This window comes from Pseudovibrio sp. Ad37 (assembly GCF_001623075.1).
Lineage (GTDB): Bacteria > Pseudomonadota > Alphaproteobacteria > Rhizobiales > Stappiaceae > Pseudovibrio.
In genome coordinates this window covers 18,529-35,497 of record NZ_LMCF01000022.1, presented here as the reverse complement: position 1 = coordinate 35,497, position 16,969 = coordinate 18,529, and the positions used below count along the sequence as shown (strand labels likewise).

At 52.3% G+C, this 16,969-nt stretch carries 17 protein-coding genes; 6 read left to right on the top strand and 11 right to left on the bottom strand.

All coding sequences use genetic code 11. From position 1 onward, the window contains the following. Position 1 precedes the first annotated feature (1 nt). A complete protein-coding gene (locus PsAD37_RS06020; RefSeq protein ID WP_193778224.1) occupies positions 2-895 on the bottom strand; it encodes a carbohydrate ABC transporter permease in 894 nt (297 codons plus the stop codon). Positions 896-1,267: 372 nt separating this feature from the next. On the opposite strand from PsAD37_RS06020, the gene PsAD37_RS06015 reads away from it, so the two are divergent. Then, positions 1,268-2,035: a GntR family transcriptional regulator gene (locus PsAD37_RS06015; protein WP_063295377.1), complete on the top strand. Its 768-nt coding sequence runs from the start codon at positions 1,268-1,270 to the stop codon at positions 2,033-2,035. A gap of 58 nt (positions 2,036-2,093) precedes the next feature. Further along, the gene (locus PsAD37_RS06010) at positions 2,094-2,492 is read left to right on the top strand and encodes a VOC family protein (RefSeq protein WP_063295376.1); all 399 of its coding nucleotides are present in this window, start codon (positions 2,094-2,096) and stop codon (positions 2,490-2,492) included. Positions 2,493-2,524: 32 nt separating this feature from the next. On the opposite strand, the gene PsAD37_RS06005 is transcribed toward PsAD37_RS06010, so the two are convergent. After that, positions 2,525-4,444, bottom strand: coding sequence for a beta-N-acetylhexosaminidase (locus PsAD37_RS06005; RefSeq protein ID WP_063295375.1), 1,920 nt, complete (start codon positions 4,442-4,444; stop codon positions 2,525-2,527). 552 nt (positions 4,445-4,996) lie between these two features. Between PsAD37_RS06005 and PsAD37_RS06000 the strand changes: the two genes are divergently transcribed. Further along, entirely contained in the window at positions 4,997-5,839 is an 843-nt protein-coding gene (locus PsAD37_RS06000) for an alpha/beta fold hydrolase (RefSeq protein ID WP_063295374.1), read from the top strand. A gap of 9 nt (positions 5,840-5,848) precedes the next feature. Here PsAD37_RS06000 and PsAD37_RS05995 read toward each other — a convergent pair whose 3' ends face one another. The 6 genes from PsAD37_RS05995 to PsAD37_RS05970 form a co-directional block, all read right to left on the bottom strand. After that, the gene (locus tag PsAD37_RS05995; RefSeq protein ID WP_153039679.1) at positions 5,849-6,301 is read right to left on the bottom strand and encodes a type III secretion system chaperone; all 453 of its coding nucleotides are present in this window, start codon (positions 6,299-6,301) and stop codon (positions 5,849-5,851) included. Positions 6,302-6,344: 43 nt separating this feature from the next. Then, complete coding sequence (locus tag PsAD37_RS05990; protein WP_063295372.1) at positions 6,345-7,289, bottom strand: hypothetical protein; 945 nt, start codon at positions 7,287-7,289, stop codon at positions 6,345-6,347. 5 nt (positions 7,290-7,294) lie between these two features. Next, a complete protein-coding gene (locus PsAD37_RS05985; protein WP_063295371.1) occupies positions 7,295-7,507 on the bottom strand; it encodes a hypothetical protein in 213 nt (70 codons plus the stop codon). 135 nt (positions 7,508-7,642) lie between these two features. Continuing rightward, positions 7,643-8,293, bottom strand: coding sequence for a LysE family translocator (locus PsAD37_RS05980; protein ID WP_208991724.1), 651 nt, complete (start codon positions 8,291-8,293; stop codon positions 7,643-7,645). Positions 8,294-8,753: 460 nt separating this feature from the next. Further along, positions 8,754-9,332: an NADPH-dependent FMN reductase gene (locus PsAD37_RS05975; RefSeq protein WP_084407672.1), complete on the bottom strand. Its 579-nt coding sequence runs from the start codon at positions 9,330-9,332 to the stop codon at positions 8,754-8,756. 175 nt (positions 9,333-9,507) lie between these two features. After that, entirely contained in the window at positions 9,508-9,678 is a 171-nt protein-coding gene (locus tag PsAD37_RS05970) for a XapX domain-containing protein (RefSeq protein WP_057463812.1), read from the bottom strand. A gap of 520 nt (positions 9,679-10,198) precedes the next feature. On the opposite strand from PsAD37_RS05970, the gene PsAD37_RS05965 reads away from it, so the two are divergent. After that, a complete protein-coding gene (locus PsAD37_RS05965) occupies positions 10,199-11,482 on the top strand; it encodes a sterol desaturase family protein (RefSeq protein WP_208991723.1) in 1,284 nt (427 codons plus the stop codon). Continuing rightward, positions 11,483-11,632: a hypothetical protein gene (locus PsAD37_RS28655; RefSeq protein ID WP_208991722.1), complete on the top strand. Its 150-nt coding sequence runs from the start codon at positions 11,483-11,485 to the stop codon at positions 11,630-11,632. Between the two features lie 9 nt (positions 11,633-11,641). On the opposite strand, the gene PsAD37_RS05960 is transcribed toward PsAD37_RS28655, so the two are convergent. Beyond that, complete coding sequence (locus PsAD37_RS05960; RefSeq protein ID WP_063295426.1) at positions 11,642-12,322, bottom strand: cupin domain-containing protein; 681 nt, start codon at positions 12,320-12,322, stop codon at positions 11,642-11,644. Positions 12,323-12,506: 184 nt separating this feature from the next. Here PsAD37_RS05960 and PsAD37_RS05955 point away from each other — a divergent pair, with 184 nt between their 5' ends. Beyond that, positions 12,507-13,769 (top strand): malonyl-CoA decarboxylase, encoded by a 1,263-nt coding sequence (locus tag PsAD37_RS05955; RefSeq protein ID WP_063295369.1) that lies wholly within the window; start codon positions 12,507-12,509, stop codon positions 13,767-13,769. Here the strand turns inward: PsAD37_RS05955 and PsAD37_RS05950 are convergent. Then, positions 13,766-15,304: an FGGY-family carbohydrate kinase gene (locus PsAD37_RS05950; RefSeq protein WP_063295368.1), complete on the bottom strand. Its 1,539-nt coding sequence runs from the start codon at positions 15,302-15,304 to the stop codon at positions 13,766-13,768. The two genes, PsAD37_RS05955 and PsAD37_RS05950, sit on opposite strands and share 4 nt — an antisense overlap. After that, a complete protein-coding gene (locus tag PsAD37_RS05945; protein WP_063295367.1) occupies positions 15,301-16,950 on the bottom strand; it encodes a glycerol-3-phosphate dehydrogenase/oxidase in 1,650 nt (549 codons plus the stop codon). Before PsAD37_RS05945 ends, PsAD37_RS05950 begins: the two co-directional genes overlap by 4 nt. Between the last annotated feature and the right edge of the window lie 19 nt (positions 16,951-16,969).

Below are 16,969 nucleotides of genomic sequence, written 5' to 3'. Positions count from 1 at the left end.
TTTAGGCTGCCTCGAAACGTTTTTTGATCTGGTGAAGAGCGAACAGATAGACCAGTGAGAACACGCTAAGCAGTGTCACCACGATCACAGCACGGGCTGCCCCCTGCCCGAACTTGAAGTTTGCAATGGCCATCTTGTAGGTGTCGATGATCAGCGTTGTGGTTGCGCTGCGCGGGCCGCCTTCCGTCAAGATCCAGATGATCTCAAAGGAGTTGAAGGTCCAGATGATCGACAGGATCGACATGGTGATGATCACCGGTAGAATTTGCGGAATGGTGATGCGGCGGAAGCGGTACCAACGGGACGCCCCGTCCACATAGGCAGCTTCATAAAGATCACGCGGCACGCCCTGCATGGCGGCCAGCATGAAGATGGTCACCATGGGCAGGCCGACCCAGACATCGGTAACAACAGCGGAGTAAAACGCGCTTTGCTTGTAAGCGAGGAACTCAAACGGGCCATCCAGAATGCCTACGTATTGCAAGGCTCCTGAGATGATGCCGAAGTGGCCGTTGTAGAGCCATAACCAGCCGAAACAGCCAATCGCGACAGGCACGATCCACGGCGGCATGACCAGCATACGGAACAGCGCCCGCCCCGGAATTGCCGCGTTGAGCAGTGTTGCACCGATCAGACCGAAAATGATTTTGAATGAGACAGACAGAAACATCCAATAGAACGTTCTGGACACTGTCTGACCGAGTTTGCGAGAGCTGAGCAGCTTCTCATAGTTGGCAGTGCCGATGTAGGCTTCGCCGCCAATGTTGGCGTTGGTGAAAGACAAACGGACTGTCTCTACCAGCGGCCAGGCCACGACTAATACGAGATACAATGCTGCCGGAGCAATCAGTAGCCATGCAAAGGTTGCCTGTGAGCGCATGAGCCCTTGCAGCATCCCTTGTTTCTTTTGTGCCGAACCGCCGCGCTCGCCCTGATAAGGCAGCAGGTCCCCTGACGCATGTGTCATGCGCTCTCCCCAATTCCCAAAGGTGATCGCTTGTCACTCGCCGCTTGCGTCTTGTTATCGCCAGGGAGACGAACCGCGTGTTTTTTGCGAGCACCAAAATAATACCAAAACAAATCCATTTGTCTACCATTTCAGTACCTTCTGTGAAATATTTCTGTTTCAGACGAAAAAACTCCGATTTTTCAAGAAAATCGCAAGGGGATAAGCTTCATTTCTTTCATTGGTATCCCATCGGTATTGTTTTGCATTGGTATCAAAAAGGTATTATAGATAATACGGATTCACATAAAGATGAGCAGAATGAGCGCACAAGAAGATACCCATACCGATCTGTTCTCAACGACGTCCTGGCAGCAAAGGAGTGGCGGTCCACGCTACTTACAGCTTTACCGACACCTTGAATCTGCCATTAAAGATGGACGGTTAGCAGCAGCGACCACTCTGCCCGCCGAGCGTGAGCTGGCCACATTGACCGGCTTGTCCCGCGTGACGATTCGCAAAGCCATTTCGCAGCTGGTGGTGGATGGTCTGGTGATTCAACGCCGGGGCTCTGGCTCTTATGTCGCCCCTCAGATGAAGCGTATGGAGCAGTCATTATCTGCGCTCACCAGCTTTACCGAGGACATGCAGCGACGCGGGAAAACATCTTCCTCCGAGACGCTGTCCTGCGGGATCTACCTTCCCTCACCTGAGGAGATTGTTGCGCTTGGGCTTGCGTCTGACGGTCAGGTTTCGCGGATTACCCGTCTGCGCCGTGCGGATGGTATTCCTCTGGCGATCGAGACCAGTTCGCTCTCAACCGAGTTTGTGCCTGATCCGTCGCGGATTGAAACGTCGCTCTATGAGAAACTGTCATTGGAAGGGATGCGCCCTTCCCGTGCTATTCAGCGCATTTCGGCCTGTAAACTGACAGAAGAGCAAGCGGCTCTACTGGAAGTTTGTGAAGGGGATGCCGCGCTTTACATTGACCGCACAGCTTACCTTTCCAGCGGACGGGTGATTGAACTGACCACTGGCGTGTACCGCGGTGATATTTATGATTTTGTTGCGGAATTGCGCAACGCGTAAGACCCTAACTATCTCCGCAAAATCCTAGATTTTCTTTCTAGTAAAAGGATGTAGAATTTTGCTGCATCATGTTGAGATTTACGTTTCGGATAAAGAGATTTCACGGCATTTCTGGTCCAGTATTCTTTCCCACGTGGAGTACAAAGAAACTGCGTCTTGGGATGATGGATTTACGCTTTCGACTGGAAAAGACGCGTATCTCACCTTTGTCCAAGTCAGCCCGCAATATAAGTCCCACGCCTACCACCGTTGCGGTGTTGGTCTGAACCATCTCGCATTCTCAGTCAAAAGTAGAAAACAGGTAGACCTGATCAGGCAGCACTGCCGCACCGAAGATATCCCAATGCTCTACGATGAGAAGTATCCATTTGCGAACGGAGGAACTGACTATTACGCCCTCTATCTTGAAGACCCAGATCGTATAAAGGTCGAGTTCGTGGCTGAGCAAAACCAGTAGGTCGCGCCCAGCCAGCAGATCACACCTGTATGTTAGTCTCTTACATCCTGACGCCACCCGATGGCAGAGAACAGCTTGCTGTAGCATGCCGCCTTTTGCGTGATTGTCTCTACATCCGGCTTGTTGGTGCGGGCTGCCCAGCCAATTTCCGAGATACCCAGAATGCGCGGAGCCATCATGGTTTCCATGTTGGCATCTTGCAGGACGACCTCTGACCACAGGCAGCCTTGGGCGCCAATGATCTTGCCTTCCAGCTCCGGTTCATTTTCCGGCACCGGATCCCAGCTCACACTGTCTGCAAGGCTGGTGATACCTGCCCAGTTGAGGCCGATCTCGTTGAAGTTGCTGGAGGGAGCAATATCCCAATAGGCGTGCGCAGCTGGGGTCATCACCACCGAGTATCCTTTACGGGCAGCTTCCAGCCCCGGTCCCTGCTGTGTCCACGAGAACAGGATGGCGTCATTATTGATGCCTCCATTGGAACCTTTGGCCGCTTCTTCCCACGCTGCGGGGCGTACGCCCAGCGAACGCACATACAACGCCAGTTTGTCCATCATCCAGCCTTGCACGTCATCTGCTGTTTTGAGGCCCTGCTCAGTCTTCAACTGTTCGATGGCGGGAGACCTGGTCCATGCTGCTGGCGGGCGCTCATCACAGCCGAGGTGGAGGTGAGCGAATGGGAAGATGCCGGAAATTTCCTCGGCCAGAGTTTCCATGTAGGTCCACGCTTCTGGCAAGGCGGGATTGATGGTGTTGTTCAGGTAGCCGTGAACGGAGATTTCACCGCTTTCATCCGCTGCATCGCGCAGTTCTGGGTGGATTTGAAGCACAGCCCAGGAGTGAGCAGGCACTTCGATTTCCGGCAGGATTTCGATGTTCAGCTCTTTTGCGTGGGCGACCAGTCGCTTGGCAAAGGCAATGGAGTAAGTACCACCTTGCGGGCCATCCGCAGCCCCATAGATGCCGGGAACGACACGTCCTTCGCCGCGCATGCCAGACTTCTTCCAGAGCTCTGGATAGCTCTCCACCTCAAGACGGAAAGCCTCATCATCGCAGAAGTGCCAGTGGAAGCGGTTAAGCTTGAACAGCGCCATCATATCCACCAGCCGCAGCAGGGTTTCCGGCTCGTAATAGTGGCGTGCGCAGTCCAGATGCTGGCCGCGCCACTCAAAACGGGGAGCATCTGCGATATGGCCGCAAGGAATGGTTCCACCATAAATCAGCTTGAGATTGAGGAGTGTGATCGCGCCATAAAATACACCAGTAGCGGCGGACGCTGAGAGTGTGATGCCTTCGGCGGTGATTGTCAGCTCGTAGGCGTCTTCGGCGAGCCCTTCGTTTTTGGCAAAGCGGAGGGTGACGCCATCCTCGGAGAGGAATGGTCCAATGTTGTTGCGCTCTACGAGGGCGTCAACGGAGGCAGCACTGTCGGTTTCGCCGTCCCCCTCCCATGAGCGATCCAGCTTAAAACCGGCACTCACATCCAATTGATTGTCGGAAGGTTTCCAGCTTTGCGGGGCTGGGACGAGCATGAGTTGATCGGATAAAGGATCGGCTTGCTGTTCTGGCAACTTGGTGCTGAAAGCCTGATCGATGCCGCGTGATGCAATCTGCACTGGCAGAATGCTGCCATCCTCCATGCGCAGATAAGCACCTTTTGGCAGCCAGCTGCAGTTGGAGGGGTTCATGCCTCGCTTGTATTTGAGCGTGAACGCCAGAGCCTGCCCTGTTCCCAGAACATCCCTGTCGAAGCCAAGCTCTATGTAGCCCGCAGTCATTTTCTTGACAGAGGCACCTTCAATCACCTCACAAGGCGCAAGCATGCTGAAGCATAAAGTGTAGTTGGAGATGGGTGCATCGCACTTGGCGGAGAGGATGCAGTTGATCTGCCGATCCTCCGTTCTCCACGTTTCCATTCTGATTGTAGTATCAGCACAGGCAGCAGCTTCCATGCCCACGACTCCTCACCAATTTCAGGATGTTGCAGTGAGCACACCAAAGTCAACGGGTTGCCTGAGCGCATGCTCTAACTGCTTGAATTTGCGACTGTCCTTGTTAGAAACCCAGATTTCATTTCCTGAAGAACACGCAGTAGCATAGCTTCTACTTGGCTGGAGCTGTCAACACCTTGGCAGACAAATAGATCCATAATTTTGAATTGGTATTAATTTCAAAATGCGCGGATAGTTACTATATTTTGCACAACTGAAACTTACACAAACACTCATGGTGACAAATCAAAAACAAATTTTTCAGGTTGTGTAAGTCTTTGACTACAATTCTGTTTTCCAACGCGATGGCCTGCCCTGTCGCACCAACTCCGGAGTATGGCCTGATGGCTGTTAGAGCTTTCCGGCTGATAGGCAATCTGCCTGCAAAATTTAGGACCAGTTATTCAAGGGGGCCTTCCTCACTTCGCGATTAAGACCTCATTTGCGGCTGGGTAACGTGTTGGATTCTATACTTGCAGGAGAGTGCTGAGTTGTCTGCGAAAGGCAAAGAGGATGGAACGCAAGAGTGTACGGACCCGAGATGGGGTGGAACTCTCGTATCTGACAGGCGGGCAAGGACGGCCTGTCTTTTTGCTGGGTGGCTGGAGCCAGACGGCATCTGTATATGAAGGACAGTTCGCCGACTTTTGCCAGGGCCATACGGTTTATGCCCTTGAGAACCGGGGGCACGGCGCATCACAAAAGCCCGCGGATGGTTATCGGATCCATCGGTTTGCCAAGGATTTGTTTGATGTGGTCGAGGCGTTGGACCTTCGCGATTTCGACGCGGTTTGCCATTCGCTTTCCGTCGCCATGCTCTGGGCATATCTGGATATGTTCGGGGCTGAACGCCCTGCGCGCCGTCTGATTTTTATCGACGAGCCAGCGGCCCTCATGGCACGGCCCTCCTGGACACAACAAGAGATCAACGAGGCAGGTTCTATCCACCCCACTTTGGAGTCACTTGATGAGATGGTGGTGGCTATTCGCAGGACCCGCAGTGTTGAGGATCATCTTGAGATTATTAGCGGGATGTTCACCAGCAGGGTTAGTGATGCTGCCTTGCGCGCATTGGCAGCCGAGAACCTGAAATTGCCCCGCGTGCATGCTGCTGCGCTTATCGAAAACCTCATGATGCAGGACTGGCGGGCCTTTTTACCTAACATTCACCAGCGCACTCTGGTGTTTACAGACGAGGCCAGTTGGCATCCGCTGGCTTCACAGCAGTTCATCGCGGAGACGATGCACAATGCCTCTCTTGAGGTGATCCGCGAGGCCGATGGTGGGAGCCACTTTCTGATGTTAGAAACCCCAGCGCTCTTTAATGAGAAGGCTCTGGGGTTTCTTAATGACTGATTAGCTGCCTCAGCATATCAGTCCATTATCAGGGACTGAACTTGCGGTCATTTCTGCTGTTTGTTCAACATCTGCTAATCTGGGTTTCCAGTTGCTTACCGTCTCGGAGAAAGAAGAAAGTGCATCTTGCAGTTCTACATGCTCCAACGCTTTGAGCGGATGGCGCCACACCAAAGCAACGATATCTTGCTCGATTGCAAAGCATGCGCCCTTTGTCTCATCCCAACTGAAGTTTGCATTGAGCAAGCGCAGCAGAAAATTGGCATTTCTGGTTTGCGAGTCCAACGTGATAACTGGAGCGAAGAGAACCAGCTGCTCAGTAAATGGACAATAATCTGCTGAGGCAGTCAGGTCTTGCGAGAAAACAAGAAGCCAACTGGCATCGTCTAACTCACGGCAATAGGCACCCTGCCATGAGGCCGAAAGCTTTTCCATGGTCTCTTTGAAGAAAACTCTACTCATCTTTTCTTCAAACACCTTGAAGCGAGCAGCCACCGGTTGCTAATCATACCGCTTTCCAAGCTTCTGTTGTCAGTGGCGGTTGGCTGGCTATTATCAACTGTTGCATCTTGAGGACTGTTGATGTTTTAAACACTGCAAAGTCCTCTCTTCCTTCAGGTGTCTCAAAACGCAACTCATTTCCGAGTGTCAACGCAAGGGTCTCCTTTTTGCTATCGAAGTTTGGTAAGCGATCATCAACACCGATCAGCGAAAGGGCTGTGTTGGCTACGCTCTGAGAGTTTTGCTCTGAGATATAGATATGTTGCTGCAGTCCGATATCAGTACCACCACTTTGGTTTGATGATAGTTTCATTACTTCGTTGGTTGGAAGATTAGCTGGAGAATTTAGGTAATCTAAGCGGGCAGAGAGCGCATAAATATTCCGTCCATAGGCTTTGGTTTGAGGGTTAGTAGAAACCCATGCACCTGTTGCACCCGTGCCTGACCTTGGCTGTATTTTTTTAATTTTCCCTTCAGAGGCAACACCAAACAGGCCATCCTCTTTAGTACAGTGATAATACTTGGGAATGTTCACTGACTGACCTGCGTCAGCTTTCTTTTCTAAATCCGACAGGAAATCATGGGCGCGCCTTTCATCAAGAACTGAAAGATCAAGACCGGATTTTACCTCGCGCAGGACTTCACTCTGCGTTTTAATTCCAGTTTCGCCGTATAAAAGCTTTTCTGAGAGAGCATCAACTTTCCCTCCAGTACGAGCCTGAACGGACTGAGCAAACTGAGCGTACTGGCTTCCCTCCCAGCTTGCCTGCTTATGGTGAGCTTTGTCATCTGCAAGATTGGCCAGCACATCAAGGCTTTCTAAACGGCCTGCGATAGACGCACGATGGGCATTGGTTAGTGTCTGCGACTGAGAGACCAGTTTATGAAGGTTTGAAAGTTTGTGCAAATCAGAGGCTCGATCCAAACCACCCTGATTTTTCTCAATCAAGCTAACTAGTTTATCCAGTTTTTATAAACGCCAGCTTCCTGCTTCAAGTTTGGCTGGGAACTGCCCGATATACCGGAGGCATCACTGACAACAAGTTTGTGCTTGTTACTCAGCAAGGTCCGGTGGGAGGTCTCTAAGTCAAAATCCAGCTTGGCGCTGCTGTCGGACTGAAAAACTCCAAGTTGAGTGATGGCTGCACGTACGTTTTCAACGGTCAAAGTATGCTCCTTAAATCAAATCAACAGAAATCTCGATCTGAAAGAAAGCATTCGTTGCAAAACTGATCAGTTACAATCAGCACACTCAGTAAGATATTGACAGTTCAATTCTTGGTTGACGTCATCAGAGACCACTTACTGTGTTTTAAGCGTGCTTTTTGAGATCATATAAGCAGCACCTGCCAATGCTGTGCCGGCGAAGGCATCCATAGCTGCGCGAGAACGGGCGGAGACCGCAAATTTAGAGGCCCGAGTTCCGAGATAGGCGTAAAACAGCAATGCCGGATATTCGAGCGCGATGTTGAAGACGGCCAGTGCCATCATGCGCAGGGCCATGCCATCACCTTCGCCAGCAAACACAGGCAGCATTGCACCGAATGACAGGACGGATTTCGGGTTTGCACCCTGCATTGCGAATGAGGTGAGGAACAGCTTCAGAGTGGATGCTGGCTTCTGTTCTTTCGCTTTGCCCAGCGAGGCTGAGAAGGCAGCTTTGAAGGAGCCATATGCAAGGTACAATAGATAAGCTACGCCAATCCATTTGACGGTCTCAAACAGAACCGGGAAAGACAGTAGCAGCGCGCTCATGCCTCCCGCAGCGAGGAGTGCATACATGAGGTTGGCTCCGAACACACCCGCCATGCTGGCGTGGGTTTTACCAATACCGTTTGTGATGCTGTCGCCAACCACTTTCAGGACCGCGGGACCAGGTGTGAAATTGAGCGCCATGAAGGTGACGATAGAACCAAAAATGAGTGTGGCATCAAAAGAGCGAAGAAGCTCCATGGTTTTTCCAATTCAACGCTAGAAACACATAAATAACGCAAAGCAACGCACATACGAACGCAATCCAAATTCTGGAAGGCTAAGGGGAGATGACTGATGGTTCATCTCCCCTCGCGCGCGGATTAGAAACTCACTTGCCGTAAGCCTTAAGGCCCGCCTCTCCAAACGTGGCACTGTGAGTTTCTGTAGCTGCCCCCTCTCCGCGCGCTGTTTGTGCAAACTCTGTTGGTCGGCACAATCGCAAGGGGCGTGCCAAACTGGTGGTGACGTGCTGAACTTCTGATAACTCATTGATGAATATGTGTATATTTCCGGATGGGACTTATTGAAGGAGTATCCAAGAAATCGATAATACTGCCCATTGTTTGATCAGATTGCCCACCGGCTAAGCAATCAGGCATAAAGAAACCCGGCGTTTGAGACACCGGGTTTGTCTTTTTCTGAGATGCAGCAGGCCTGTTCAGGCAGGTTCTGTGATCTTTACAGGTTCGGCCATTTTGCAGGTCTGGCTGATTAGATTGCGCAGTTTTTGTCTTGTCTCAGAACAGGTTAGCTGACCGTCGTCATTGGTCTTTGACGCCATATTACCGACAGCGACATATCGCGGATGCACCCAACAACCGTGATCAGCTGCAAACGACGACAGTCGCGGAAGCATTCTTACCCCCCCGAACGGACCCGGTGCAGCGGCCAGCAGACCAACTACTTTTCCCTCAAGCACGGAGTGGGATTTGCCAGCAGCACTCCTGGACGCCCAGGTGAATATGTTATGGAGATGCGGGGTGTGGAAGCCGTTGTATTCGGGAGAGGAGATCAGAATTACATCAGCAGCTTCAATCTGTTGTCGTAGCATCGAGAGCTGGTTCTGAACGGCGGCATCTGCTTCAAGATCGGAGTGGAAGAGAGGAAATGAAGCAAGCTGATGCGGCAAGCTGGTTGTCTGATGGCTCAGGTTATGCGCTTCTTCTTCAGCGGCATCCAGCAGGCTCTTATTCAACGAGCCTTCTCTGGTGCTTCCTGAGATGAGGAGGATATGCATGGGAAACTCCATATGATAATATTTTTATTTTTATATACATATTTGTTTCTTTATTATGCAAGTACAAAAAAAGCGGTACTGAACTTCAGCACCGCTTTTTGAAATTTGATCGTAAACACTTCTTTATTCTAGCGAGCACTTAGCATTTGATTGGCCTCAATAAAACCAACGCGCTTTAGGAGAAGAAGCGCTCAGTGATCTGCAGCATGATCTGATGACCACCCCAAACACCAAGGATCGCTACGCAACCAGACAGAACTGGTGGAGCGGGAATAGGCAGTTTGATTGCGGTGAAGATCGCTCCAATAATGAAGCCAGCAAGTGTTGACATAAGCAGTTCAGCCATGGTGTCTCCCGTTAATTCTTTCTTGTTGTTCAGAAAACTCTGTTTTCTTTGAACTACAGCCCCTGCTTTTACTGCGCGCCCATACCCCTGCAGTCCCCTGAGTGTATGACCGAAAACCGTGAAGGACAGCCAGCTAAGGTCCTTGATTATTTAGGTCGCCCGACAAGGCGGACCCTACCCTGTAATTGCACTTTTAACGCAAAAAAAATCATTTACAGAAAAAATATTCAAAATGCGATCAGTTGCCGCACTGTCATTTTTATTAGTTCATTTAAATCAATATGTTGATCAGTAATCATTTATGTTAGTTCTGCGCAAAACTCCTGCGTTTTCTTACAGCACTCGTACTTATCGCCATTTTCACAAGCTCAGATTTGTGTTGTCAGCCCACCTCTCTGCCTTTACGTTAAAGTCAACATAAGCGCCTTTGCGGTCCTTTACTGGTACTCGCTCAGGCCTGCAGCTCGACGCTTTTTTGTTGCACGACCATTCTTTGGAATGCAGTGCGAGGGGGAATAAAATGGCAGAGTATAATGTGACGGCGCTGGCTATCCCGCTGTTTCTGTTTTTTATGCTGATGGAATACGCCTACCTGCGTATGAGCGGGCGGGACCTGCACCGATTTAGCGATAACATTGCCAGCCTTTCCATGGGCATTTGCCTGCTGGTTTCAGATGCGCTGCTAAAAACCTTTACATTCTCGGTGTTTATCTGGGCGTGGTCGTCCTATCGGTTATTTGACTTTGGCTCGACCAGTTGGGCCACATGGGTCTTGTTCTTCTTTGGCGTGGACTTCTGCTATTATTGGTTCCACCGTATTGCACACACCTACAATTTTCTTTGGGGCGCCCATGTGGGGCACCACCAAAGTGAAGAGTATAACCTGACCACGGCACTGCGGCAGAGTGCGTTTCAGTATGCGTTCTCGTGGGTCTTCTATCTGCCTCTCGCCTTCCTCGGCTGCCCGCCGGAAGTGTTCCTTGTGCAATTTATGCTGCTGAAGGCATATCAGTTCTGGCTACACACCCAGGCGATTGATCGTATCCCTCTGATGGAAGGTGTGTTTTCCACGCCCTCAAGCCACCGTGTCCACCATGCCAAGAACCCGATTTACATCGACAAGAACTTCGGCGGCACGCTGGTGATCTGGGATCGGATGTTTGGCAGTTGGCAGCCGGAGGAGGCAGAGCACCCTTGCCATTATGGCACCACAACGCCGCTGAAAACGTGGAATCCGGTGAAAGCCAACTTGCAGCACTGGTCCATGCTGTTTCGCGACAGCCTTCATACGCGCAGCTGGTGGGACAAGGTCCGGCTGTGGTTCAAACCAACGGGATGGCGACCGGAAGACAGGCGGCGGAACACCAGTAAACTGCAGAAAACAGGTGTCACCAATCGCCCAAAATTTGATCCGGTGATCTCACCTCTGACCAAGCTGTATTGTGGAATTTCATTTGCGCTGCTGGTGCTGCTGGTGACCATGTTTATCTTCCTGTCCCCTCAACTGAGCGCGCGGGAGCTGGCGTTTGGTGTGGTGCTTATTCTGGCTGGTCTCGTGATGATCTCGCAGTTTCTGGAGGGCAAGTATCAACTGCGCTTTGTTGAGGTCGCGCGCGTGCCAGCTCTGCTCTGGTTTCTCATCGTGCTTTGGACTTTGCCGATTTCGACGCAGGTCTCGCAGCGGATGGTTGTTGCAAAAGGGGTTTCGCCTGAGATTGAACTCTCTGAAGAAACAACGCTTTCTGCTTTACCGTGGTTGGAGAAGCCAGCGGTTTTGGATGGCAGCACACCTGCGGTGCAGTAGGTGACGTGGCATCCTGACGGGGAGCAAGGACAGCTGGAATATACGCTGCGCTATGAGCTATCCTCTTTCCCGGAGCATGTTGCGAACATCATATCAGCTCGCAACGCGCTGGAAGAAAGCAGTCGGGTCTGGTTGCAGGAGCAGCTTTAGGCGGTCTTCTTATCCCCCATGCGGGGCAGTGACATAGGGGAGGTGTCCGGACTTGATCCAGAGCTTGGCGCCCTCTTCTCCTGCTGTGATGTTGAGGTCATAACCGACGGGAACGCGGAGCCATGCGTGTTTGGGAAGGTCCTCTCCGTCTTCGATGATTGAGCCTTCCAGCACGAAGATCTCTGCTCCGCCTTCGGCCTCAACCGCGTGGTTTGCACCTGCCTGCCAGTGCTCCATGCGCACGTTCTCGCGCTCATCCTGAAACAGAGGTGAGACGGTAACGCCTTCGCGTGTGGCATCGTTTACGCGGCCAAGTTTGTTGGTGTCCACACGCACATGGGTGCGGTCTGCGAGGTCGAACTGCCAGAGTTTGACGAGGATGGTACAGCCGGGTTCAGAGGCTGGTGTGTGTTTGGATTCAGGTGGGTTACGGATGTAGGAGCCAGCCGGGAAATCCCCGTATTCATCCTGAAATACTCCCGCCAGAACAAAAAACTCCTCTCCGCCAGTGTGGACATGCTCAGAGAAATGGCTGCCGGGTGCGAAGCGAACAACGGTGGTTGCTCGTGCAACTTCATCTCCCAAACGATCAAGCGGCCTGCGCTCAACGCCTTTCATTGGGGACGCGACCCAAGGAATATCGTCGCTGAACTCAACCACTCGCTTTGAAAAATCACCGTTGATCTTCACTGAAGCCTCCATCACATGATGCTCTCAAGTTAAGCACACTTGCCGCTCATTTACAGATGTTAGCGTGCTGTTAGGGATCACTTCATTGTTAAGCTGTTTGTTGCATTCCGTTCCCAGCAGTCCCTTGTTAGGCTTCCGGCGATTTTCTGATGCACTGCGCTGTGCAACTACGGGACGCCTGACCATGAGCCTGCTGGCAGATTTGCTTTCTACTCTTTTTGATCGTCGTTATGTTTTTATGGGCAAGCGGGATGAGCGTCCCCTTACCGAGCTTTGCAATGCCTTGATGAGCAGTCAGGGAGACGTTTCCGGAGCTGCCATTGCCCACGAGATATTGGACGGGTACGCGACCACTGATACTGAGGGAAAGCAGGCGTTTTTTGAGCATTTGAACCGCGAGATGGACATCGATCCAGATAAGCTGGAGACCGTTGTTTCCAGTTATAAAACAGAGCGGACGGAAGCCAATTACCGAAAACTTGTGGAAGCTGCGGAGCCTAAGCGGCAGGAGTTGGCGCGGCGGCTCAATCAGGTTCCCGGTGCCACTCATCAGCTGGTGCACATGCGCAAGGACTTGCTGGGCTTCATGAAGGAGCAGCCGAATCTGGCGCGCACAGATCTGGACTTCCAGCACCTGTTCAATTCGTGGTTCAACCGCGGTTTTCTGGTCCTTCGTCCTATCAGCTGGGATAGTCCTGCACAGATACTGGAAAAGATCATCGCCTATGAGGCCGTGCATGCCATTGATAGTTGGGATGATTTGCGCCGTCGCTTGCAGCCGGAAGACCGGCGGTGCTTTGCCTTCTTCCATCCCTCATTGCCAGATGAGCCGTTGATCTTTGTTGAAGTGGCGCTGACCAAGGGGGTGCCCTCCTCCATCCAAGGCGTGCTTGCAGAAGAACGGGATATTGTGCCGGTTGATGAGGTGGATACGGCGGTTTTCTACTCGATCTCCAACTGTCAGAGCGGGCTGGCCGGTGTTTCCTTTGGCAACTCGCTGATCAAGCAAGTGGTGCAGGATCTTTCGCGTGAGCTTAGCCAACTGAAGACGTTTGTGACGCTATCGCCGATCCCTACTTTCTGCAAGTGGGCCAAAGAGCAAGAGATTGAGCTGCCGGAGACTGATGCAGCCCTAAAAGAACTCGCTGCTTATTACCTTCTTGAAGGCAAGCGGAAGAACGATATGCCGTTTGATCCGGTGGCGCGGTTCCATCTTTACAACGGTGCGCTGGTGCATGATGTGCATGTGGGGGCGGACACTTCCGAGAATGGCAAAAAGCAATCGGCGGGGGTGATGGTGAACTACCTGTATGACCTGCAAAAGATCTCGCAGAACCACGAAGTGTTTGCGAATAAAAAAGAAATAGTGGCCTCCAAACGCGTACAGGCGCTTGCGAAAGCAGGTGTGGTGCAGACAGCATCCCAGCCCAAGAGCGATGTTGCCTAGCCGACAATCTTTCTGAGTGCTTTGTTCAGCGGGGCAAGCCTGCGCGGCATGGGCAGGTAGACATCCTCAAACAGCTTCTTGTAGAGCTGAACCGTTTTCGGGTCCGGCTGAAACACCTCGTTTTGCCGTGTCATGGCTTTCATGGCCTGCGTGAAGTCAGGATGGACCCCAGCGCCTACGCTTGCGGCAATGGCAGCGCCCAGACCAGCAGTTTCAAAGGTATGCGGGCGCTCGGTGGGCAGGCCAAAGATGTCTGCTGTGATCTGCATGATAGCGTCCGACTGAGAGCCGCCGCCGGAGACACGCAGGACTTTGATCTTCTCACCGCTTTTGCGCTCGATCCGCTTCAGACCGCGATGTAATTCCAGCGTGATGCCCTCGATGATAGCGCGGTAGATGTGGCCTCTGGTGTGCACATCCCCAAAGCCGATAATCGCGCCTTTCACTGGCGTGGAACGCCCGTTGTCGCGGCCCCATTTGGGCAATAACGTCAAGCCATGGGACCCGGGAGGCGTGCTGTTGAGCAGGTCGTCAAAGAACACTTCGACCGGACTGCCAATCTCTTTGGCTTTTTCCTGCTCCGGGTGGCCGAACTCTTCCTTGAACCAGTTGACCATCCAGTACCCCAGAATGACGGAGGTTTCTGGGGTGAACATACGCGGCATTCCGCCAGCATAGGCAGGTAGAGGGCGTTCCACCTCGAAGTACTTTGTGGAATGAATGGTCGCCGTTGCCCGTGTGCCGTAGCTCAGGCAACCAACGCTGGCATCCACTGCGCCGCAGCCGACGGCTTCACATGCTTTATCAGCAGCTGCAGAGATGACTGGTAAGCCTTCCGGAAGTCCAGTGTGCTGGGCAGCTTCTTCACTCACATAGCCGATTGGATTTCCGGGTTCTATGAGCTCTGGTAGGTGGTTGCGTTTGAAGGCGAAGAGCTTCCAGAGAAAGTGGTTATCACTCGCCCACTGCTGCTTTTTGTAGTCATAGGGAATGTAGCCAACCTGTGCGCCTGTTGAATCGCGAAAAAGGTCTGTCAGCTTGAAGTTGAGATAGCCGGAAACCTGCAGGAACTTATAGGTTTTCTTCCAAATTCCGGGCTGGTTGACTGCGATCCAGTTCACCTCACATTCACTGCGTACACTCTTAATAGACCGGGACAGGCCTGCCACGCCGAAGATTGTTTTCCAAAGCAATGGCAATGGTTTCTGTTGGTCTTCAATGCGCTCGTCCATCCATGTGATGGCAGGACGCAGAGGGATGCCTCTCTCATCAACTGAGATTTGCGTGCCGCGCTGTGTGGTGACACTCATGGCTTTGACGGCAGTAGGATCAGCTCCTCTATCCCACAGCTCACGGCAGCAGCGGCCCAGCAGCTCCCACAGGATAAGCGGATCAATCTCTGACCAACCGGGATTATCACTTCGATAATCCGTGATTGGCTTTTGTACCTTGGACAGCAGCGTCCCGTCTGGAGAGAACAGCAAGGCGCGGATGCTCTGGCTGCCGCAGTCGATGGCGAGAAGCGTTTCGGTCATCCTGCGGTCACCTCATGCATCATTTCCTGCTCTTGGGGCCCGCGTGTTGTTGGCAAGCTGTAGTGGTCTCGCCAAATCTTCTGATATCGCGACCACTCATCCTGCCATTTGTCCATGGACCACCCCAGTTTATCTCTCAGTTGTGTTTCCAGCTCATCAGCTAATGCTGCCCCGCCTTCTTCCAACACTAAGCCAATTCGCGTACGGCGCAAAAGGAGATCGTCCAAATGCACGACTTCTTCATTCACGACGGCCCATTCAAGCTCTGCCCAAATGCGGTTTGTGCCACTGATGAAGGAAAGACCCTTGGAAGACATTTCTGCGATAAGCGCTGGAAAGTCAGCACCATAGTAGCCCTGTAATCGCTTGAGTTCGGCTTCTGGTAACCCGATATTGTCCTTCGTTTCAATGGGAGGTTCGAACACACACTCGCCTGCCCGCGCAATGCTCTTGCCTTTCAGATAAGTCGCACAGGTTTCCAGCACTTGCTCGGCCATCACGCGGAAGGTAGTGAGCTTGCCGCCTGTCACTGTGATGATGCCATCATCATCCCACACCACATGGTCGCGTTTGGCTTTTGACGGATGCAGTTCTTTAGGGTCAACGCCCTCATTGCCTACAATTGGCCGGACGCCAGACCATGTTGAAATGACATCTTTCTCAGTAAGCTTTGTGCCGGGGAAGTTGTGGTTGGCACCATCAAGCAGATACGCCACCTCCTCCGATTTGATAGCGGCTTCCTGATCCAGATCCTCAGAATGATCCAGATCAGTCGTCCCGATTACCGTGCGGCCCAACCACGGGTAGATGAAGACGCCGCGCTTGTCCTGCGGGTGCAGATAGGTCAGGCATTGATGCACTGGCATGCGCCAGGACGGGACCATGATATGGCTGCCACGTAAAGGGCGAATGCGTTTGGTCTGGCCCAATTGCTCGCGCAGGCCATCCGCCCAAACTCCGGTCGCGTTGACGACTGTTTTGGTTGAGATGGCAAAGACTTCGCTGGTTTCCTGATCTTGCACTTCAAGGAGTTTTGATCCTTCCCCATCACTATGGATCATCTTCACAGCAACATAGTTGAGTGTGGTTGCACCGCTGCGTCTGGCATCAGCAAGGACGCGCAGGACAAGGCGGCTGTCATCTGTGAGGGCATCAGTATATTGCGCTGAGCCCAGCAAACCATGTTCATTGAGCCCCGGCAAAGCAGCGATGGTCTGGTCGCGGTCCAAATATTTGTGGCCACGCTTTCTGGCGAAGTATCCGTAGATGTTGAGAAGGACAGAGAAGGCACGGCGGGTTGGGAACTGCTTTTCGCGGAACGGAAAAAGGTAGCTCATAGGCTCGATGAGACCAGGGGCTTCCTTCATCAGCCTTTCACGTTCCCGTACAGATTCCCGTGCCAGCCGGAACTCGCCCTGAGACAGGTAACGTAAGCCACCATGCACCATCTTGGAGGAGCGGCTGGACGTGCCCCATGCATAATCCTGCTTTTCCAGCAGCAAAACATCGAGGCCAGCTCGCGCTGCCATCAACGCAACACCAGCTCCGGTGATGCCACCGCCAACAACAACCATGTCCCAAGGCTTACTGCGCTGTTTTATGAGCGACAGTTTTTCGTGCCTGCTGAGTTGCCCTGTATTTGCCATTGCACCCTCCTCCAATATT